Below are 22,752 nucleotides of genomic sequence, written 5' to 3' on the forward strand. Positions count from 1 at the left end.
ATGATAAATTATAAGTTTATTTATTTCCATTTATAATCGTTCATTTATTTTAATAAATTTTTTTAATTTTGGACCAACATATTCTGCTTTTGGTCTTATTAAGTTATTATTTTCTCTTTGCTCAAAAATATGAGCTCCCCATCCTGATATTCTTGACATTACAAAAATAGGAGTAAATAAAAAAGTAGGAATGTTACAGAAATAATATAGTAATGCACTATAAAAGTCTACATTGGGAAATAATTTCTTTTCATTTATCATAATATTTTCAACTGTTTCAGCTATATCAAATAATTGTTCATTATTTCTAAATTTACATAATTTATATGCCCATTTTTTTATAATATTAGATCTTGGATCATATTTTTTATATACACGATGACCAAATCCCATAATTTTCATTTTTTTAGAAAACATAATTTTTAATTCTTTGCTAATATTTTTTACATTTTTTAAATGTAATAATAATTTTATTGCCATTTCATTAGCTCCACCATGTAAAACTCCACGTAATGTACCTATTGCAGTTGAAATAGCAGAATAAATATCAGATAAAGTTGATGCTGTAATGCGAGATGCAAAAGTAGAAGCATTAAATTCATGTTCTGCATATAAAATTAACGATATGTCAAAAGCTTTATATATTAAAGGATCACATTTGTCATTGAATAATAATGACAAAAAATATTCACTTAAAGTGAATTTATTAATAATTTCAGATATTTTTTTTCTTTTATAGTGAAAATTATACCAATAGCATAAAATACCAGGAAATATAGCTAATAATCTGTCAATAATATTATGTTGTTGATGTATAAAATCTGTTTCTGGCTCTAAAATAGACATAAACATACAACCTATATGTAATACATCCATAGGATTAGTATTTATTGGTATTTTTTCTAGAATATTTTTTAATGCATTTGGTAATACTCTAGATTCTATTAGCTTAGAATGATATCTTTTTAATTCTACTGCATTAGGCAAATGATTATACAATAAAAGATAAGCAATTTCTTCAAAATTAGCGTATTTTATTATTTCTTTTACAGAATAACCTCTGTAACATAATTCATAATTTTCAGCATCAATATTGGAAATCGCAGATTCTCCAGCTTTGATATCTTTTAAACCAGTTAAACATTGATTTTTCATTAAATTCCTCATAAAAATAATTAGTTAATTTTTAATTATTAATTATATATTAGATAATTTTTATTAATTAATGTTATTCAATTAATATTAAATTTTATCTTAAATGCTTTTTATATATATAAAGTATATTACTAGCTATAATAGTAATTATTAATTTTATACTGCAAAATTTTAATTAAAAATTTTGTTTTTATAAATTTGTATTTTACAAATATATTGACATATTTTAAAGAATATTTATTTATATATTAAATATATAATGCAATAATTAAGTTTTTAATAAAATAGTAAAAATTATTTTTAGTTTAATCAATACTTAAGCATATTAAAAATAATATTTTAAGAATAATTCTTACTTTATATTTTAGTAATGTAAATAAAAACTTGTTATCATATCACGATAACTAGAATTATTATTTTTTTTATATTATAATATAAAAATTTTTATATGTTAAATTATAAATTTTATTCTTGGAGAGATGGCTGAGTGGATTAAAGCAACGGTCTTGAAAATCGTCAAAAAGAATTTTAACACTTTTTCCAGGGTTCGAATCCCTGTCTCTCCGTGCATATTGTAAAACTAATTACTTATTTATATAATAGATTTTAATTTTTTAAAATAAAGATGTTTTTATATATGAAAAATTTAATCTAGATTATAGATCTTAAGTCAATTTAGTATTGATAAAATATTTAAATATTAAATAAAAAATAAAACTTTTTATATACTATTATTAATAGAATTGAAACAATTAAAAAAGTTTTCTGTAGTTTTTTTTGAAATTTCTTTAAAATTTTTATTCTTAATTTCACCTAAGATTGTAGCAACATATTTTAGAAAGGCAGGATAATTTTGTTTTCCTCTATATGGTTCTGGAGCAAGATATGGAGAATCCGTTTCAATTAAAATTCGATTAATAGGTATTTTTTTTACTACTTCTCTTAAATATTTAGCATTTTTAAATGTAATGATTCCAGAAAAAGAAAGATAGAAATTCATATCTAAAAAATATTTTGCTATTTTATAACTTTCATTAAAACAATGTATTACACCACCTACATTTTCTGCATTTTCGTTATTCATTATTTCTAATGTTTCTAATGCTGCATTTCTAGTATGTATTATCAATGGTTTTTTAATATTTTTTGCAATTTTTATATGATATTTAAATAACTCTTTTTGTTTTATTTTATTACTATTTAATGTTTTTAAATTAAAATCTAATCCAGTTTCTCCTATAGCAATACATCGTGAATCACAAGAAAATTCTTTCAAAGAAGATACATCATATTTGTTTTTATTAGGATGTAAACCTACAGAAATGCTTATATTTTTATATAAGTCAGATAATTTAGTTAAAGTTAGATAATCATCTAAATCTGTAGAAACACATAATATGTGTTTCACATTATTTTTATATGCATCATTTATGATGTAATCTATATTTTTGTTTATATGATTATAATCAATTAAATGAAGATGACAATGAGAATCTACTAACATAAATTAATTTAATAATTATTGATATAACTTAATATAATGTATTCTAAAAAAAAGCTAGTATTTATGTTACATACATTATGAGATTTTATCATTAAATTATATATTCTATCAAGTTGTTTGAATAAAAAATCAATAGAAAATTGCTCTGATATGAGAATCAATTGTTCCCATTTTTTATCATTTATATCTTTAAAACGATAACATATCATTTGTACATTAATAAGATAAATCATCCATATTAAATCATAAAAATTATATTTTGACCATTTAGATAAAAAATTACAAATATGTAATTTATTTTTAATTAATATTTGTAAGTCATCAATAAATATATTAACTTTAGTTAATATATTTTTTTTTTCATAACTAATATTATTACTCCAAAAACTTAAATCTAAATAATTATATTGTAATAAAATTGGAAAATTTAATCTATATTTATAACATCTACTTAAAATAGTATTTGGTATTATTCCTACTATTTCTGAACTTAAAATAATATAAAGATAACTAGGAGGTTCTTCAAGTAATTTTAATAAAGCATTTTTTGCGTAAATATTAATAGTTTCAATATATTCTATTACTATAAATTTATATTTACTTATATATGGGTATATATAAGCAAATTTTTGTAACATTCTGATATGATCAATTGTAATTAATTTTTTACGATTATTTAACATATATACATCAGGATGTTTATTTTTTTTTATTAACTTGCAATGATAACAATCATTACACGGTAATGAATGTTTAGAACAAAGCATTAAAGACATTAAGCAATAAATAAAATTTATTTTTTCTATATCAGATGTACTAATAAATAACATTGTATTTGGTATTTTTTTTTTAAAAAATAAAATCTTAAAATTGTTCCAAATAGTTTTATTATAATAAGGAATATTTAAATTATTTAGATTCATCATTGAAAATTAAATTATTTAATTTTGATATAATTAAGTTAAATATTTCATTTAAAGATTTTTTACAAACATTAATACAAATTACATTTTTCATAGAACTAATAAATTCATGATAAGTATCATATACACATTGAAAAAAATAAAATGATTCTTTTTCGAATCTATCAATTTTATTTCTTTTTAATATTCTATTAAAACATTCTTTTGGAGTAATATCTAAGAAAAATGTTAAATCTGGTTTAAATTTATTTAAACAAAACTTAGAAAGTTTAATAATAAATTCTTTATTTATTTTTCTTCCACCATATTGATATGCAAACGTTGATAATTCAAATCTGTCACTTAAAACACAAATATTTTTCTTTAATGCTGGTTGTATTACTTGTTCAAATAATTGAACTCTTGCAGCATAAAATAAAAGTAATTCTGCTTTAAAACTTAAAAAATTTATATTTTTATTTGTTATAATTTTTCTTATACTTTCTCCTAAAAAAGTTCCTCCTGGATCTCTTACAGTTAAAATTTTAAATATAAAATTTTTTAAAATTAAATATTTTTTAATTAAACGTAATATAGTGGATTTTCCAGATCCTTCTAATCCTTCTATAACAATAAAGTATCCACAATTACTTTTCATAACTTTACTTTTTATAAGTAACATACATATATGATTCTTTATTTATTTTATTTTTTAAATAAAATTTAAAAAAATTAAATTTTTTTAAATAAAAGACTCCCATTGGTACCTCCAAATCCAAATGAATTACTTAAAGCAAAATTAATAGTTCTTTTTTGAGGTTTATGTGCTACATAATTTAAATCACAATTTTTATCAGGATGATCTAAATTTATAGTAGGAGGAGCAATTTGATTTTTAATTGCAAGAACAGTAAAAATAGCTTCTACAGCTCCTGTAGCACCTAATAAATGTCCAGTCATAGACTTTGTAGAGCTAATAGCTAAGTTGTAAGCATGATTTTTAAATAATTTTTTTATAGCTTTTGTTTCATACAAATCATTTAAATAAGTAGAAGTTCCGTGAGCATTTATATAATCAATTTGTTCTATATTTACTTTTGCATCTTTAATAGCATGTAGCATTGATCTTAAAAATCCCTCTGCTTCTTTATCAGGAGCTGTAATATGATAAGCATCTCCTGACATTCCAAATCCAACTATTTCTGCATAAATAGATGCACCTCTATTTATTGCATGATTAAATTCTTCTAATATAAGAATTCCAGATCCTTCTCCGATAACGAAACCATCTCTATCTTTATCCCATGGCCTAGATGCTTTTTCAGGTTCATGATTGCGCTTTGATAAAGAACGAGTTGCAGAAAAACCAGCTAAACATAATGGATTTGTAGTCATCTCAGATCCTCCACAAATCATAAGATCTGCATCTCCATAGGAAATCATACGAAATGCAATTCCTATATTATGAGTTCCTGTTGTACAAGCAGTAGATATTGCAATATTTGGTCCTTTTAATTTATATTTTATTGATATCTGTCCAGATAAAATATTTATTATTCCAGAAGGAATAAAAAAAGGAGATATTTTTTTTGGACCATATTTAATTAATTTTTCTTGATTTCTTATAATAGTTTCTATACCACCAATCCCTGCTCCAACAGAAACTCCTGTACGATAACTAATCGAATCATTAATAATTAACTTAGAATCTTTTATAGCTTCAATAGTAGCAACCATACCAAATTGTGTAAATAAATCCATTTTTTTTGATTCACTTAATGGAATATAATTTTCAATATTAAAGTTTTTAACTTTAGCCCAAATTTTAGTTGTATATTTAGATGTATCAAACTCATTCACCAATGATACACCACTTTTCCCCAATAAAATATTATTCCATGTTTGACAAACATTTAATCCAATAGGTGTTACCATTCCTATTCCTGTTACAACAACACGTCTTTTATTCAAAATAAATTTGCCCTATTTTAAGTTTTATGATTTTTTTCTTTTTCTATATTTAATTTAATATAATCTATTGCTTCTTGTATTGTTCCAATTTTTTCAGCTTGATCATCAGATATTTCCATATTAAATTCTTCTTCTAATGCCATTACTAATTCAACAGTATCTAACGAATCTGCTCCTAAATCTTGAATAAATGATGCTGAATTTTTTAATTCATCTCTATTTAAATTTAGTTGTTCAGCAACAATTTTTTTTACTCTTTTTTCGATTGTATCCATTATTTTCCTCTTTTAATTTTTAGTAATAAAACACTATTAAATTATGTATAAAATTACACACAAATTTTTATGTTTTTTTATTTCATTGATAAAAATCAACACATATACATCCCTCCATTAACATGAATAGTTTCTCCAGTAATATATTCTGCATAATCAGAAATTAAAAACAATACAGCATTTGCTACATGTTGAGGTTTTCCTATTTTTTTCATAGGGATATATTTTAATATTTTTTCTTTTATAAAATCAGGTATTTTTTTAGTCATATCAGTATCAATAAACCCAGGAGCAACAACATTCACTGTAATTCCTTTGATTGCTAATTCTTTAGCTAAAGATTTACTAAATCCAATAATAGCAGATTTTGTTGCTGCATAATTAGTTTGACCAGAATTTCCTATTAAACCAATAACAGAACTTATATTTACAATTCTACCCCATTTAAATTTTAACATAAACTTTACACACAATTTAGTTAAATAAAATATAGAATTCAAATTAACATCTATAACATCGGTCCATTCTTTATCTTTCATTCGTATAAGTAAATTATCATTACAAATTCCTGCATTATTTATCAATATGGAAGGAATTTTTTTTTGTTTATAAAGTATACTAATTAAATTAATAATTTCTTCTTTATTTTTAAGATTTAAAAGAAAACCTTCACCGAATAAGTTATTTTTAACAAAATTATCATTAATACTTTGAACACCTTCCTCTGTAGAAGCTGTTCCAATTATAAAAAAATTTTTTTTAGCTAATGTTAATGCAATAGATTTACCAATTCCTCTATTAGCTCCTGTAATTAAAACAAATTTATTATTTAATTTCATAATTAAAAATTTTCAATTTTATTAATAAATTTTACTAATTTTTCTAAATTTAATTGATCATCAATACTCCATGTAACTATTTTTTTATCAATATTTTTAATGAGATTAGTCAATGTATTTCCAAATCCACATTCAATTATTAAATTAACACCATTATTTTTCATGAATTTAATAGTTTTTACCCATTGAATTGGACAATATAATTGTGCCTTTAAAAGAGTACGTATATTATTTATTGAATTATAAGGAATTGCATTTACATTAGAAATAACAGGTATTTTAGGAATTTTAAAATTAACAGTATTTAAATATTGAAAAAATATATTAGAAATATTTTTTAATAATGGACAATGAGAAGGACTGCTAACATTAATTAATTTAGTAAATATTGCTCCTTCCTCAATAGCTATATCTAATACTTTTTTTACAGCAGTAGCATAACCAGATATAGTGATTTGATTTTTAGAGTTAAATCCTGATAAATATACTTTTGCAATAAGTTTACTAATATTTTTACAAATATTAATAACTTTTTTACTATTCAATCCTACAATTACAGCCATACTTCCTTGATGTTTGTTAAACATAATATTATTACACATTAATTTTTCTCTTTTTATAACTAAATGAATTACATCGTTTAAATTAATTGCATTAGAACAAAATAATGCAGAATATTCTCCAACACTGTGACCAGCCATATATGAAATAGAATTTAATAATTTTAAATGTTCTAATAATTTAAACAGAACTATATTTGATATTAACACAATGAGTTGTGTATGTTGTATTGTATTAATATAACAATTAGATTGGTTTGTAATTAAATCCCAAATATTACAATTGATACAATCAGAAATTTGATTTAATAAAATTTTTACTATAGAAAAAGAATTTTTTAATTTATGTAATAACTTTATAGATTGAGATCCTTGTCCTGGAAAAACAAATGCTATATTATGTTTTGTCATTTATTAATTACCAATTTTAAATATATTTAATAAAATATAATGATAATATTTATATAATAAATATACTATATAGAAAATTAATTAATATTTTTAAATTTAATACCGTATTAACATAGCTCCACATGTTATTCCTCCTCCAAAAGATTCTAATAACAATAAATCATTTTGCTTAATTTTTTTTTTTTGTCGTATAGCATAGTCTAATGCTAAAGGTATAGAAGCTGCAGAAGTGTTTCCCTGATTTTTAATTGTTATAATGACCTGGGACATAGGGAAATTTAATTTTTTGGCTACTGCTTGAATAATTCGAATATTAGATTGATGAGGAATTAACCAGCTAATATCTGTTTTATTTAATTGACAAGAATCTAATACTTTGTTGATTATATTTTCTATAATCTTTACAGAAAGTTTAAAAATTTTGTTACCTTTCATTTTAATAAAAGATTTTTTTTTCTTACTAGAATAATTTTTATACATTAAAAGTGAATTAACATCATATTTTGTATATAAAATACTTGATAAAATCCCAGGTTTATTACTTTCACTTAAAATAATAGCTCCAGCACCATCACCAAACAAAACACAAGTAGATCTATCTACCCAATTCAAAGTTTTTGACATTACTTCACTTCCTACAATTAAAATATGTTTTGCATTTCCAGAGGAAATATATTGTTTAGCTATATCCATTGCATAAATGAATCCGCTACATGCTGCATTAATATCAAATGAAGGAATAGAATGGGTAACATTAAGTGCCTTCTGAATATGAGATGCTATATTGGGAAAAAAATAATTTGGAGTACATGTAGCTACTAAAATTAAATCGATATCAATTGCATTAATATTAGAATTTTCCAATGCATTTAATGCAGCTTTACATGCCATAAAAGAAGTTGTTTCATAGTTTGAAGCAATATGTCTCTTTTTTATCCCAGTACGAGTATATATCCATTTATCAGAAGTATTTATTTTAGATCCTAATTCTTTATTATTTAATATATAATTTGGTAAATAACATCCTGTTCCATTGATTATAACATTTTTCATGTTAATAAACCTTTATTTACATAATTTATCATTCTATCTCTTAACAAATCAATAACATTATTTTCTACTTCTTTTATTGCTTCTTTAATTGCAAACTCAAAAGCTTTTTCACATGCATTTCCATGACTTTTAATAACAATACCATTTAATCCTAATAGGATAGCTCCATTATAATAAATAGGATCCATTTTTTTTTTTATCTTTAACCACACAGGCATCGATATAACTCCTAATAATTTAGTAAAAAAATTCTTATAAAATAATTCTTTAATTTTAATTAATATTAATTTTGCTAACCCTTCATTGGTTTTTAACACAATATTACCTGTAAATCCATCACAAATTATTAAATCTACTTTCCCAGTATATACAGAATTTCCTTCAACATATCCTATATAATTTATTATTTTAGATTGTTTTAATTTATAAGAAGTTAATTTAATTTGATCATTACCTTTTATATCTTCTACTCCAATATTTAATAACCCAACTTTAGGATTCATTTTTTTATCTAAAATCTCAATTAAAGCAGTTCCCATAATTGCAAATTGAAATAAATGTTCTACATTACAGGTAATATTCGCACCTAAATCTAAAATGCGAGTTTTCCCAGTTATAGTTGGAAAGACAGCCATAATTCCAGGTCTTTCAATTCCAGGTAAAGTTTTTAAAAAAAAATTAGATATTGCTACTAATGCTCCTGTATTTCCAGCACTTACACATGCATGAGCTTTTTTTTCTTTAATTAATTTTATTGCTATATGCATAGAAGAATTTTTTTTGTTTCTTATAGCACTTATCGGAGATTGATTCATAGAAATTTCTTCAGATGTATGAACAATTGAAAATTGTTCATGTTTAATCATATTAAACTTTTTAAGTTGCATATGAATTTGTTCTTGATTACCAACTAATAATAATTTTAAATTTGAATTTTTTTTTATTGAATGTACACAAGCTGGTATTGATGCTTTAACTCCATAATCTCCACCCATTACATCAATTGCAATAATTATTTTTTTCAATTTTTACTCTTTTATTTTTTTAGTTTTTTTAATATGTAGTATTTTTTTTCCTTTGTAATAACCATCTTTTGTTATATGATGTCTTATATGTACTTCTTTGGTAACATTATCTATTGATAATGTAGGAATATGTACTTGATCATGAGATCTTCTCATATTTCTTTTTGAACGAGACTTTTTATTTTGTTGTACTGCCATATATTTATATCCTCATAATAATATTTTCTTAAAATATAAGAATAACAATAATCATATCGTATTATAATTAAAATTTAATATTTATTAAAATTATTAATATAAAAATCTTTAATAAATTTAAAAAAAATTATATATAAAATATATTATATTTTATATATTATCAATATAAATAGAAATTAATTTCTATTTTTAATTTTATAGTTTAAAATAATTTAATAAAGTCAATTTATAAAATTATATTATTTTAATGAAAGCAAAAGTAATTGTAGCTATGTCAGGAGGAGTAGATTCGTCCGTTGCTGCGTGGATGTTGAAAAAACAAAAGTATTTAGTTGAAGGATTATTTGTTAAAAATTGGGAAAAGGATGACATTTTAGGAAAATGTGCATTTGAAAATGATTGGAATGATGCAAAATTAATATGTAAACAACTAAATATTCCTATTCATTATGCTAATTTTTCTGAGGAATATTGGGAAAAGGTATTTAAATTATTTATTAACGAATATGAACAAGGTAAAATTCCAAATCCAGATATTATTTGTAATAAAGAAATTAAATTTAAAATTATTCTGAAATATTCTATGCTAAAATTAGGTGCTGATTTTTTAGCTACAGGACATTACGCAAAAATATCTTATAAAAAACAATTATATAACAATAGTCCTTTGTTTCAGGCAAAAGATAAAAAAAGAGACCAAACATATTTTTTGCATGCAGTTAATCCAAAAATTTTTAAGTATTTATTATTCCCGTTAGGAGATCATTATAAAATGGATGTTAGAAAACTAGCAAAAAAATTAGGATTTACTAATTATAATAAAAAAAGTTCAACAGGATTATGCTTTATAGGAAAAAAGAATTTTAAAAATTTTTTACAAGAATTTTTTTTATTAAAACCTGGATTTATTAAAAATGTTAATGGGAAAATATTAGGAAAACATGATGGAGTATTTTTTTATACAATAGGTCAAAGAAAAGGATTAGGTATAGGTGGAAAAAAAAATACTGATCAACTACCTTGGTATGTACAACATAAAAATATAAAAACAAATACATTAATTGTGGTTCAAGGAATTAATAATTTTTTACTATATTCAAAAAATATTTATTGTGAACCTATTCATTGGCTATTAAAACCATTTAAGTTTCCATTTAATTGTTTTGCAAAAATAAGGCATGGATATAATCAAGAATTGTGTACAGTATTTGAATGTAACGATAGTTTAGATTATTATGTTGAATTTTATTATTTACAACGCGCTATAAACCCTGGACAATATATTGTTTTTTATAAAAATAATCAGTGTCTTGGAGGTGCAAAAATAAAATATGTCATTCATTAATTAAATTTATAACAAATATTTATTTAAATAAAATAAATTATGAAAAACATAGAAAATAATTTATCAAAATCATCAACTAAAATTGACATTTCTATTAAAGCTATAGATAAAATTTATTCTTTAATATCTAAAAAAAATATAAACTATAATTTAAGAATTAGTATTATTAGTGGTGGATGTAATGGATTGCAATATAAAATCTTTTTAGATCAAAAAATACTTAAAAATGATTTTATTTTTATAAAAAAATGTTCAGACGGAAAATCAAATATAAAATTAGTTATAAATTCAATTAGTTATCCATATTTAAAAAAAATAAAAATTGACTATTTACAAGATATTAAAGGAGAGAGATTTATTATATACAATCCTATGGCTTTATCTACTTGTAGTTGTGGAGAATCATTTAATATATTTTAAATGCGTAAAAATAATTAAAAAATTTTAAATTTTATCTAAATATTTATTTTAACAAACTGTAATAATTTAATTTTAAAAAAATTAATTCGATAATTCATTATCAATAATCTATTTTCTAGTGGTTCTTTACCTTAATATTCACTTATTACATTTTATAATTATTAATTTAATATAAAATTAATATGTTTTCTTAATTTAAATAAAAATTTAATATAAAAATATTAAATATATTTTAAAAAAATAATAATAATAATTTTTATTTTAAACTTAATTCATTATTTCTGATGGAGAATTAGTTAACATACACGTTGCTGAATTAGTTTTTGGAAATGCTATAACATCACGAATAGATTTGGAATTAGTTAATAACATGATTAATCGATCAATACCTAAAGCAATTCCACCATGAGGAGGACATCCATGCTTTAAAGCATTTAAAAAAAATCCAAAATCATATTTTATTTTTTTTTCATCAATATCTAATATAGAAAATATAGTATTTTGCAAATCAAAATCATGAATTCGAATAGAACCACCTCCAATCTCATATCCATTAATTATAAGATCATATGATTTGGATAAAACTTTTAGAGGATTTTTTTTTAAAAATTCAAGATTATTTTTTTTTGGAGCTACAAATGGATGATGAGCAGATTGTAATTTTTTAGTTCTTTCATTCAATAAAAACATAGGATAATCTGTAATCCATAAAATAGACCATTTAGAAGTAGAAATTAAATTTTTACTATTTCCTATTTCTACACGTAAATTTCCCATAGATTCATAAACAATATTCTTGTAACCAACGCAAATAAAAATAATTTCATTAGATGTAACTGACATAAAATGAAGAATTTCATTGATACAATTTTTAGATAAAAAATTTAAGATAGAAAATTTTGATCTTATATAAGTTGGCATGTTATCATATAAACTTAAATAAAAAAATTTTTTAACTTTGTATTTTTTCATAAATGTTATGTACTGAATTATTTCTTCATTAGAAATGCTACAATAACTAGGAACTTTAAAAGCAATTATTTGATTATTAAAATCTTCTTTAATTTTAAAGAAAATATTAAAATCATACTTTTTAATTATTTTAGTGATATTAATTAATTCAATAGGAATACGTAAATCAGGTTTATCAGTTCCAAATTTATTAATTGCATCTAAATATTTCAGACTAATAAATTTTTTAGCTAAAGTAATATCAAGAAATTTTTTAAATATTTTTATTAACATATCTTCAATTACTTTTTGAACATGTCTTTCTTTGATAAATGACATTTCTATATCAAGCTGTGTAAATTCTGGTTGTCTGTCAGATCTTAAATCTTCATCTCTAAAACAACGAACAATTTGATAATATTTGTTAAATCCTGACATCATAATTAATTGTTTAAATAATTGTGGAGATTGAGGTAAGGCATAGAATTTACTAAGATCTAATCGTGATTGAACAAAATAATCTCTTGCACCTTCCGGAGTAGATCTGGTTAAAAATGGAGTTTCAATATCAATAAAACCTTTTTTATTTAAATAATTTCTAATATACTGAATTAAATTATGGCGAAATATTAAATTTTTTTGCATTTTATCTCGTCTTAAATCTAAATATCTAAATGTATATCTCATATTTTCACTTATATTCAACCTTTTACATTCATTTGGAGTAAATGGAAGTAAGGTAGCTGGATTTAATATTTTTAACTCATAAACTAATATTTCAATATAACTTATTTTAGAATTATGATTTTTTGATATATTTGAACAACTACATACTAAACCTTTAACCCAGATTACATCTTCGCAATGTATTTTTTTTGCAACAGAAAAAACTTTTTCATATTTATATGAACAAACAACTTGTAAAATTCCAGAATGATCCCTAACATCAAAAAATATTATTTTCTTATGTTGTCTATAATTATCTATCCATCCACATATACTTATTATTTTATTAAGTATCTTTTTATTTACATTACCACAATAATGAGATCGCATGATATATTCTCTTATTTTTTTAAAAGCAGTTTATTAAAGAAAAATTTTTTTTAAAATTATTAAAATTTTTTCAAAAATATTATAATAGTTTAATTATCAGTTTATCTATTAAACTAACTGTTTTTTAATATAAATCATTTAGTAAAATATATTATATAAAATAAGTGTTTATTAATCTATAATTATAAAATTAAACTTTTTTAAGTGAAATTATTTTTATTTTGTAACAAATTTGATATTAATAATGTTAATACTATTAAACAGGATTAAATGTTTCTATAAAATAGTGTTTAACAGGAAATTGGTTTTGCAAATAATTTCCTAACGCTTGTATTCCAAAACGTTCTGTAGCATGATGACCGCAAGAAAAATAGTGAATATTTAAATCTTTCGCTTGATAATAAGTTCTTTCAGAAATTTCTCCACTTATATAAGCATCTACTCCTAAATCATATGCTTTTAAAATTAGATCTTGTGCAGCTCCTGTACACCAAGCAATATTTTTTATATACTTATTTGAAGATTGTATATGCAAAGGTATTCTTCCAATCTTTAAGATAATTAAATCTATAAATTCCTTATAAGTCTTGCATTCTTTAAAAGATCCGTACCAAAGTAAATTTTTTATATTAAATACTTTACAAGAATTAATGTTATCAAGTTCAAAAAGCTTTCCTAAACAAATATTATTACCAATTTCTTTATGACAATCCAGCGGTAAATGATATGAAAACAATGAAACATTATTTTTTATCAATTTTTCTATTTGTTTTTTTTTAATCCCAATAATTGCTGGAGAATCTTTTTTCCAAAAATATCCATGGTGAACGATAATCGCATCAGATTGTAATAGTTCTACTTTATCAATTACTTCATTAGAAATTGAAACAGCAGTACATAGAGAACTAATTTTTTCAGAACCTTCGATTTGTAAACCATTGTAAACTGAATCTTCGAATGTATTACATTCTAATAAATCATTTAAATAAGAATCTAAAAAATTACGTAGAATCATTAAATAATTATATTTCTCCTTTTAATATCCGCTCCCAATAAAGTCAATTTATTTTCAATATTATCGTATCCTCTATCAATATAGTCAATATATTCTATAATAGTTTTTCCAACCGCAATTAATCCAGCTAAAATTAAACTTGCAGCAGATCGTAAATCACTTGCTTTCACAAATGTTCCCAATAATTTTTTATTTCCTATTATCAAAATTTTATTTTTGTTTAAAATTATTTTAGCACCCATAGATATCAATTCTTTTATATGTGTAAATCTATTTTTAAAAACAGTTTCAATAATTAAAGAGATTCCATTTGCAATAATATTTAAAATAATAAATTGTGGTTGCATATCTGTTGGAAAAAATGGATAGGTAGCTGTTACAATATTTACCGAATTTAAAGATGTTATTTTATTCATATTTACTTCAATAGAATTTTTCCCAATATTTAAATTAACCCCTGATTTTTTAATAACAAATAAAATTGATGATAAAATATTTGGATTAATATTATCGATTAACAATCTTCCTTTTGTTATAATTCCAGCTATTAAATACGTACCAGCTTCAATTCTATCTGATATTATTGAATAATACTTATAATTTCCATGTAAATATTTAACTCCTTTTATCATAAGAGTATTTGTACCAATACCATAAATTTTTGCTCCTAACTCAGTTAAAAATTTAGATAAATCTACAATTTCTGGTTCACAAGCAGCATTTTTAATAATTATTTCCCCATTTACAAAAATTGATGTCATTAATATATTTTCTGTTCCAGTGACAGTAACCATATCAAATACAAAAGTTCCAGATTTTATCTTTTTTTTTATAGAGGCATTAATAAATTTATCCTCTATATAAATATCAATTCCCATTTTTTTTAAGATATTTAAATGTAAATCAATAGGACGGACACCAATATTACATCCTCCTGGAAAACCAATTCTAACTTTTCCAAACCTTAATAATAATGGACCTAAAACTAGAATAGAAGCTCTAATTTTTTTAGTAAAACTAAACGGTACATAAAAACTATCAATATTAGATGAATTAATTTTGATATTATTTTTAGTGTAAAAAGTTATTTTTGAACCTATTAATTTTAATATTTCTAACATAATCTTTACATCTTTGATATCTGGTATATTAGAAATATAAACATCATCTTCAGTAAGTAATGAAGCTGCTATTATAGGTAATGCTGCATTTTTAGATCCAGAAATACTAACTTTTCCATTTAAAGAATTTCCTCCATTAATAATAAATTGACTCATAATTTCTTATTCCATTCTTGTCTTGTAAAAAGATTCATTTTTATAGAATGTATATCATTATTTAAAAAATATTTTTTTAATTTAGAATAAACGAATTTTTGCTTTTCTAATTCTGATTTATTTATAAATAAATCAGAAACAATAGTTAAGTCACAATGAGATACATTGTATTCTACATCAACAAAATCTATATTTTTTGTATTTAAAAATATATTTTTTAATTCATCAACAATCGTAACCATTTTATTATAGTTTCCTAATTTTTATTAACTTTTAATTTTTTATAATTATATACATCTATAAAATATAGAAAATATTTATTAAAAATTAATTAGTACTTAAAAAAAATAATTTCATTGTTAAAATGATTTATAATAATATAAATATTTAATTATATCAAACATAATTTTTACAATATAAAATGAAAAAAACAATACTAGACAAAGCAAAAAAAATAAAATGTTTAATCTGTGATGTAGATGGAGTATTAACAAACGGTTTTTTTTATATAGATAACCATGGAAATGAATTTAAATCTTTTTATGTACATGATGGTATTGGAATAAAACTATTAATTATGGCAGGAATAGAAGTGGCTATTATAACTATTTCTAATAGTAAAATAATTGATTTTAGAGTACGACAACTAGGAATTAAATATTTTTTTAAAGGACAAACCGATAAAAATCATGCTTTTAATAAACTAAAAACAATTTTAAATTTAAAAAATGAAGAATTCGCTTATATAGGAGATGATATACCTGATATTTCAGTTATGAAACAAGTAGGATTAAGCATATCCGTATCTAATGCAACTGAACAAGCAAAAAAAAATTCTATTTGGCAAACAAAAAGAGCTGGAGGATATGGAGCAGTACGTGAAGTATGTGAGTTAATCTTAAATTCTCAAAATAAAAAAAATAGTATTAACCAAATATTATAATTAATAAAAATTTAATTAAATTAATTTTTAATAAAATTAATACATACTTTTAATAATTAAAATCTACTATAAAATTTATTATAAAAAATAAAATATATTAATATTCTACATTTTAATTTTACTATATAATTGTCCACATGAAGCATTAATATCTAAACCTCTTGTTTTACGAATAGAACTATATATGCCATTGTTTAATAATTTTTTATTAAATTTCTTAATTACTTCCATAGAAGAAGATTCATATTTAGAATGAGGAAACATATTAAATGGAATTAAATTAACTTTTGCTAAAATATTGTTTAATAATTTTATTAATTGATCAGCATGAATAGATTGGTCATTAATATTTTTTAACATAATATATTCAAAAGTAACTTTACGTTTTTGATTTTTATTAAAAATTTCTTTACATAATTTTATTAAATTAAATAATGGATATTTTTTATTTATTGGAACAAGTATATTTCTTAATTCTTCATTAGGAGCATGTAATGATATAGCAATTCCTATAGAAGTTGTATAATATAATTTTTTTAGAATTGGTACTATACCAACTGTACTTAATGTAATTTTTTTTTGAGGTATATTATATGTAAATTTATCTGCAATAATATTTATTGCATTAATAATATTTTTAAAATTAAATAAGGGTTCCCCCATTCCCATAATTACTATATTTGTTATATTTTTGTCATTATATACTTTTTTTTTTCTATTTAAATTTTTATTAACTAACCAAATTTGTCCTAATATTTCAGATAAACTTAAATTTCTACTAAACCCCATTTTTCCAGTATAACAAAAACTGCAATTTGCAATACATCCAATTTGGGATGATATACATAAAGTTTTTCTTTTTTTTTCTGGAATAAATACAGTTTCAATATAATTTTTACATTTTAATTTTAACAACCATTTGCATGTACCATCTTTAGATTTTTTAAAACCTGCAATTGATGGTAACTCTACTTTAAAAGTACTATTTAAATAGTTACGAAATTTTTTATTAATATTAGTCATATTCAAAAAATCTTTAGTTCCAAATTTATGAATCCATTGCATAACTTGTTGAATTCTATAAGATTTTTCATCTATACTATTAAATATCTTAAATATTTGCTCTCTATTTAAATTTAAAATATCTATTTTTTTTATCATAAAATGAATATTGCCAAAAATAATAAATAAAATAATTTGTTTTTTAATCAATTTAAAAAAATATTAAAAATTATTTAAATAATATTTATTATATAAATATTTCATATGATTTAAAAAAAAAAGAAATTTCTTGATAAGCTGTTTCTATACTATCTGATCCATGTACAATATTACAATTAATGTTTTCCGCAAAATCATAACGAATAGTACCTGGTAATGCATTTTTTGGATCAGTATTTCCCATTAATGCACGATTTTTTTTAATAGCATTATCTCCTTGTAAGATTTGAACTATTATAGGTCCAGAAACCATAAAATTTATTAAATCATTAAAGAATTTTTTTTCCTTATGGATGTAATAAAATTGTATAGCTTTTTCGAAAGTAAGCTTTACAGTTTTTATAGCAATAATTTTCAATCCAGATTTTTCAAATCTATTATAAATATTTCCAACAATTAATTTTTTTACTCCATCTGGTTTAATTATTGATAAAGTTAATTCTTCCATCACATTTTTTTTAAATACTAAAAACAAAGTATGTTTATTTTATATATAAAATAAATTTTATTATGATAAAAATCAATATAAATATTTCATTTTAATAAAATATATTTTATTCAATAAAAGTTTATTAAAACTAAATTGAATTTAGTTAAAATCAAAATAAAATAATATTAAAAATTATAAAAATAATAATATATTTTTAATAATCAATACCATTTGAGTCAATATTGGTTTTAATCAATCCTATTAAACAATATACTTAATAAAGGTAAAATTTCCTCAAAATATAATCAACATAATGGTTGAATTTTAATTTTATTATTTTTTAAGTATATTTGACATGGTTCAAAATAAGATTTTATTGCATTATCTGAACGATAAATACCAGCAATAGATAAAAGTTCTGCATCTAATGATTGACAAAAAATTCTTGCTTCAAGATTTCCATTAATCCCAGCTAATGATTTTCCCCTTAGTGTACCATATATATGAATATTTCCACTAGCAAATAATTCTGCTCCATGATTAACTGAAGAAACAATAATTAAATCTCCTTTTTCATTAATAATTTGTTGACCTGATCTAATTGTAAACGTATATAATTTATTTTGTTGCAACTCCTCTTTTAAAAAGAAATGTTTTTCATATCCACATTGATTATTTTTAATGATTAATTCATCATTATTAATAAATGAGTCATTCAATATAGCTAAATTTAATATTTTAGCAATATCAATTAATTTTTCATTTTTTTTTATACCTTGAATTGCGAAAGGATATAAAAAGTTACTTTTTAAAAAATTGTACAAGAATAATAGATCAATAGTTTCATTTTTAATTTTACTAAAATCAATTATAATTGGAATATTTCTAAATTCAAATAATTTATTTGAAATAAATTGATTTAACTGTTTTGTTACTAATTTTTGATCGGTTTCTAATATATATAAAATAATGAAGAAATATGATCTGTTTTTTAATAAAAAAAATCTTTTTTTTACTATATTAATAGAATTCATATTAATAATTAAAATTATATTAATTTTCTTTTAATAAATAAAATTACTTACAATATATTATATATTATATATTTTGGTCAGAGGCAGAATTGAACTGCCGACACAAGGATTTTCAGTCCTCTGCTCTACCAACTGAGCTATCTGACCTATCTAATTAGATTATATATTTTATAAAAATTTTAACAATAAAAAAATGTTTTAGCATAACTTATTATATAATATTGAATATATTAAATTTAATTAATATAATAGAACATATTGTTGTATATACGTATATTACTAAAATTATTTTTTTTATCTTTAAGATAATTGTCCATGACAAAATTTAAATTTTTTTTTAGATCCACACGGACATACGTCATTTCTACCTATTTTTTTTTCATACACTTTAAATATATTTAAATTTTTATTATCAAAATATTTTATTTTTTTATTATAAATGAATCTTTTTTCTTGCAAACATTCTCCATATTCTTGTTTATTTAATTTAATAGCTTCTTTTGCTATTTCTGTTTTTTTTTCTATACTTACAGAAAATAATAGCTTTATTATTTCATACTTTAATGAAGAAATCATATTGAAAAATAAAATAAATGCTTCTCTTTTATATTCCTGTTTAGGATCTTTTTGCGCATATCCTCGCAAATGAATACCTTGACGTAAATAATCTATTATAGATAGATGTTCACACCAATAAAAATCTAAAGTTTGTAAAATAATAAATTTTTCAAAAAAATATAAGATATTTTCATCAAGTTCCTTTTTTTTTTCTTTATAAATATTTAAAAACTTATTAAAAATTTCTTTCTTAATATAATTTTTAAAATTAAAAGATGATTTTTTTTTTGTAAAAATACTAGTATTATCTATACTAATATTAAAATCTCTCATAATTATAAAAAACAATTTATTTAATTTTACATCCTGTTTGAAATCATTTATATTTTTAGAAAAATTAAAATTTTCTATTAAATTAGATATTACATCTTTCATAATTTCTATAATAAACTCTTTAAAACTAATCATTTTTATAAGATGTAATCTTTGCGTGTAAAAAACTTTTCTTTGTTCATTTATAACATCATCATATTCTAATAATTGTTTTCTGATATCAAAATAATACCCTTCTAACTTTTTTTGAGCATTTTCTATTGCTCTTGATATTAAAGAATGTTCAATGGGTTCACCTGATTTCATTCCTAATCGCTTCATTATATGTGAAACACGTTTAGAAGCAAAAATTCTCATTAAATTATCTTCCATAGATAAATAAAATCTACTACTTCCTATATCTCCTTGTCTTCCAGCTCTTCCTCTTAATTGATTATCAATACGTCTGGATTCATGTCTTTCTGAACCAATAACTCTTAGTCCTCCAGATTTTATTACTTGTTCATGACGTCTTTTCCAATCTTTTTTTAAGATTTTTACTCTCTCTTTATTAATTTTTAATAATGAATGATCAAATTCATAAAATATATTTCCTCCTAAAACAATATCGGTTCCTCTACCAGCCATATTAGTAGCAATTGTTACAGCACCAGGCCTTCCTGCATCTGCAATTATTTTTGCTTCTTTTTTATGAAATTTGGCATTAAGAATTTGATGTTTAATCGAAAACTTATCCATTAAATTACTTAATATTTCTGAAGATTCAATTGATGTTGTTCCTATGAGAACAGGTTGTTTTTTCTTAACACAATTTCTTACATCATTAATGATGGCATTATATTTATCTTTTTGAGTAAGATAAACTAAATCACTTTGATCCAAACGACACATAGGTTTATTTGTAGGGATAACTATTACTTCCAAATCATAAATTTGTTGAAATTCATAAGCTTCTGTATCAGCAGTTCCAGTCATTCCAGATAATTTGTTGTATAATCTAAAATAATTTTGAAATGTAATTGAAGCAAGAGTTTGATTTTCATTTTGAATTGGAACATGTTCTTTAGCTTCTATAGCCTGATGTAATCCTTCTGACCATCTTCTACCATATATAGCTCTACCCGTATGTTCATCTACAATAATTATTTTTCTATTCTTAATAATATAATCAACATTTCTATGAAACATGATATGGGCTCTGAGAGCAGCATTTATATGATACATAAGATTAATATTAGTAGAACGATAAAGATCTTCTTTAGAATTTAATAATTTAGCTTCTAAAAGAAGTTTTTCAATATTATCATGTCCTTTTTCTGTCAAATATACTTGTTTTTGTTTTTCATCAACAATATAATTCGTTAAATTATTAAAATTAGTATTTTCATTAAGCTGTAGAATAATTTTATTAATTATTACATATAAATCAGAACTTACATAAGATTCTCCGGAAATAATTAATGGAGTTCTAGCTTCATCTATCAAAATAGAATCAACTTCATCAATGATAGCAAAATTTAACTCTTTTTGAACTTTATCTTCTATATTAAAAATCATATTATCCCTTAAATAATCAAAACCAAATTCATTATTTGTCCCATAAATAATATCTGATTGATAAGCAATTTTTTTTTCTTTATATGGCATATCTGCATAAATAACACCTACAGTCAATCCTAAAGCTTCATATATAGGTTTCATCCACTTACTATCACGTTTAGAAAGATAATCATTAACTGTAACAACATGAACTCCTTTTCCAGTTAAAGCATTTAAATAAGATGGTAAAGTAGCTACTAAAGTTTTACCTTCTCCTGTACGCATTTCAGCAACTTTTCCCTCATGTAACACAACACCACCAATTAATTGGACATCAAAATGTCTTAAATTTAAAATTCTAAATGAAACTTCTCTAACTACAGCAAAAGCTTCCGTTAAAATATCATTTAAATCTTCTCCTTCAAATAATCTAGATTTAAATTCTTTTGTTTTGTTAAACAATTGTTTATTAGAAAGTTTTTTAATTTTTTCTTCATAAGAATTAATAGATATAATCTTTCTTTTAATTTTATTTAAAACTCGTTCATTTCTGCTTTTAAAAATTTTTTTAATTAAAATATTTAACATAATTTATTTCACTAATATAATAAAAACATTAAAATTTTAATATTTATATATAAAAATATTAACTTTACAATAAAAATTATCTAATGCAAATAAAGTAATTAATCTTCTATATAAAAAATTATTTACAAACTTTTCTGATTTTATTAATA

22 protein-coding genes and 2 tRNA genes are annotated in these 22,752 nt (G+C 21.7%); 4 read left to right on the plus strand and 20 right to left on the minus strand.

Features of this window, described 5'->3' with window-relative positions; translation table 11 throughout:
- Positions 1-30: 30 nt before the first annotated feature.
- Positions 31-1,155, minus strand: coding sequence for a citrate/2-methylcitrate synthase (locus CCU22_RS00255; protein WP_100114622.1), 1,125 nt, complete (start codon positions 1,153-1,155; stop codon positions 31-33).
- Positions 1,156-1,628: 473 nt separating this feature from the next.
- Here CCU22_RS00255 and CCU22_RS00260 point away from each other — a divergent pair.
- Positions 1,629-1,721 (plus strand) — tRNA-Ser (locus CCU22_RS00260).
- Positions 1,722-1,876: 155 nt separating this feature from the next.
- Here the strand turns inward: CCU22_RS00260 and CCU22_RS00265 are convergent.
- The 10 genes from CCU22_RS00265 to rpmF all read right to left on the minus strand — a co-directional run bounded on the left by CCU22_RS00265 (position 1,877) and on the right by rpmF (position 9,893).
- On the minus strand, positions 1,877-2,659 hold the full coding sequence (locus CCU22_RS00265; RefSeq protein ID WP_100114623.1) for a TatD family hydrolase: 783 nt from the start codon (positions 2,657-2,659) through the stop codon (positions 1,877-1,879).
- An 8-nt stretch (positions 2,660-2,667) separates the two neighbouring features.
- Complete coding sequence (locus CCU22_RS00270) at positions 2,668-3,585, minus strand: hypothetical protein (RefSeq protein ID WP_100114624.1); 918 nt, start codon at positions 3,583-3,585, stop codon at positions 2,668-2,670.
- On the minus strand, positions 3,569-4,243 hold the full coding sequence (tmk, locus tag CCU22_RS00275) for a dTMP kinase (protein ID WP_100114625.1): 675 nt from the start codon (positions 4,241-4,243) through the stop codon (positions 3,569-3,571). Before tmk ends, CCU22_RS00270 begins: the two co-directional genes overlap by 17 nt.
- A 50-nt stretch (positions 4,244-4,293) precedes the next feature.
- Positions 4,294-5,532: a beta-ketoacyl-ACP synthase II gene (fabF, locus tag CCU22_RS00280; RefSeq protein ID WP_100114626.1), complete on the minus strand. Its 1,239-nt coding sequence runs from the start codon at positions 5,530-5,532 to the stop codon at positions 4,294-4,296.
- A gap of 17 nt (positions 5,533-5,549) precedes the next feature.
- Complete coding sequence (gene acpP, locus CCU22_RS00285; protein WP_100114627.1) at positions 5,550-5,807, minus strand: acyl carrier protein; 258 nt, start codon at positions 5,805-5,807, stop codon at positions 5,550-5,552.
- A gap of 95 nt (positions 5,808-5,902) precedes the next feature.
- Positions 5,903-6,649, minus strand: a complete 747-nt coding sequence (gene fabG / locus CCU22_RS00290) for a 3-oxoacyl-[acyl-carrier-protein] reductase (RefSeq protein ID WP_406564803.1) — start codon at positions 6,647-6,649, stop codon at positions 5,903-5,905.
- Positions 6,649-7,617 carry an ACP S-malonyltransferase gene (locus CCU22_RS00295; RefSeq protein ID WP_100114629.1) on the minus strand — a complete coding sequence of 323 codons (969 nt, stop codon included), beginning with the start codon at positions 7,615-7,617 and terminating at the stop codon, positions 6,649-6,651. The genes fabG and CCU22_RS00295 overlap by 1 nt, the downstream gene beginning before the upstream one ends.
- Positions 7,618-7,713: 96 nt before the next feature.
- Entirely contained in the window at positions 7,714-8,670 is a 957-nt protein-coding gene (locus CCU22_RS00300) for a beta-ketoacyl-ACP synthase III (protein WP_100114630.1), read from the minus strand.
- On the minus strand, positions 8,667-9,695 hold the full coding sequence (gene plsX / locus CCU22_RS00305) for a phosphate acyltransferase PlsX (RefSeq protein ID WP_100114631.1): 1,029 nt from the start codon (positions 9,693-9,695) through the stop codon (positions 8,667-8,669). Before plsX ends, CCU22_RS00300 begins: the two co-directional genes overlap by 4 nt.
- Positions 9,696-9,698: 3 nt before the next feature.
- Entirely contained in the window at positions 9,699-9,893 is a 195-nt protein-coding gene (rpmF, locus tag CCU22_RS00310) for a 50S ribosomal protein L32 (RefSeq protein WP_100114632.1), read from the minus strand.
- A 247-nt stretch (positions 9,894-10,140) separates the two neighbouring features.
- On the opposite strand from rpmF, the gene mnmA reads away from it, so the two are divergent.
- The gene (mnmA, locus tag CCU22_RS00315; protein ID WP_100114633.1) at positions 10,141-11,238 is read left to right on the plus strand and encodes a tRNA 2-thiouridine(34) synthase MnmA; all 1,098 of its coding nucleotides are present in this window, start codon (positions 10,141-10,143) and stop codon (positions 11,236-11,238) included.
- A gap of 39 nt (positions 11,239-11,277) precedes the next feature.
- Positions 11,278-11,658, plus strand: a complete 381-nt coding sequence (locus CCU22_RS00320) for a HesB/IscA family protein (RefSeq protein WP_100114634.1) — start codon at positions 11,278-11,280, stop codon at positions 11,656-11,658.
- A 267-nt stretch (positions 11,659-11,925) separates the two neighbouring features.
- On the opposite strand, the gene aspS is transcribed toward CCU22_RS00320, so the two are convergent.
- The 4 genes from aspS to CCU22_RS00340 all read right to left on the minus strand — a co-directional run bounded on the left by aspS (position 11,926) and on the right by CCU22_RS00340 (position 16,199).
- The gene (gene aspS / locus CCU22_RS00325) at positions 11,926-13,665 is read right to left on the minus strand and encodes an aspartate--tRNA ligase (RefSeq protein WP_100114635.1); all 1,740 of its coding nucleotides are present in this window, start codon (positions 13,663-13,665) and stop codon (positions 11,926-11,928) included.
- Positions 13,666-13,921: 256 nt separating this feature from the next.
- Complete coding sequence (locus tag CCU22_RS00330; RefSeq protein WP_100114636.1) at positions 13,922-14,680, minus strand: Nif3-like dinuclear metal center hexameric protein; 759 nt, start codon at positions 14,678-14,680, stop codon at positions 13,922-13,924.
- Positions 14,680-15,957 (minus strand): UDP-N-acetylglucosamine 1-carboxyvinyltransferase, encoded by a 1,278-nt coding sequence (gene murA, locus CCU22_RS00335; RefSeq protein WP_100114637.1) that lies wholly within the window; start codon positions 15,955-15,957, stop codon positions 14,680-14,682. Before murA ends, CCU22_RS00330 begins: the two co-directional genes overlap by 1 nt.
- Positions 15,954-16,199, minus strand: coding sequence for a BolA/IbaG family iron-sulfur metabolism protein (locus CCU22_RS00340; RefSeq protein ID WP_100114638.1), 246 nt, complete (start codon positions 16,197-16,199; stop codon positions 15,954-15,956). The genes murA and CCU22_RS00340 overlap by 4 nt, the downstream gene beginning before the upstream one ends.
- A gap of 179 nt (positions 16,200-16,378) precedes the next feature.
- Between CCU22_RS00340 and CCU22_RS00345 the strand changes: the two genes are divergently transcribed.
- Entirely contained in the window at positions 16,379-16,900 is a 522-nt protein-coding gene (locus tag CCU22_RS00345; RefSeq protein WP_100114639.1) for a KdsC family phosphatase, read from the plus strand.
- Between the two features lie 105 nt (positions 16,901-17,005).
- On the opposite strand, the gene rlmN is transcribed toward CCU22_RS00345, so the two are convergent.
- From rlmN to secA, 5 genes are all read right to left on the minus strand, one after another.
- Entirely contained in the window at positions 17,006-18,061 is a 1,056-nt protein-coding gene (gene rlmN / locus CCU22_RS00350) for a 23S rRNA (adenine(2503)-C(2))-methyltransferase RlmN (RefSeq protein WP_145955068.1), read from the minus strand.
- Between the two features lie 88 nt (positions 18,062-18,149).
- On the minus strand, positions 18,150-18,569 hold the full coding sequence (ndk, locus tag CCU22_RS00355) for a nucleoside-diphosphate kinase (protein WP_233485112.1): 420 nt from the start codon (positions 18,567-18,569) through the stop codon (positions 18,150-18,152).
- Positions 18,570-18,856: 287 nt separating this feature from the next.
- Positions 18,857-19,585, minus strand: a complete 729-nt coding sequence (gene minC / locus CCU22_RS00360; RefSeq protein ID WP_100114641.1) for a septum site-determining protein MinC — start codon at positions 19,583-19,585, stop codon at positions 18,857-18,859.
- Positions 19,586-19,659: 74 nt separating this feature from the next.
- Positions 19,660-19,732: transfer RNA gene (locus CCU22_RS00365), tRNA-Phe, on the minus strand.
- A gap of 153 nt (positions 19,733-19,885) precedes the next feature.
- Positions 19,886-22,603, minus strand: a complete 2,718-nt coding sequence (secA, locus tag CCU22_RS00370; protein ID WP_100114642.1) for a preprotein translocase subunit SecA — start codon at positions 22,601-22,603, stop codon at positions 19,886-19,888.
- Between the last annotated feature and the right edge of the window lie 149 nt (positions 22,604-22,752).

It is taken from the genome of Candidatus Legionella polyplacis (genome assembly GCF_002776555.1).
Taxonomy (GTDB): Bacteria; Pseudomonadota; Gammaproteobacteria; order Legionellales; family Legionellaceae; genus Legionella_E; species Legionella_E polyplacis.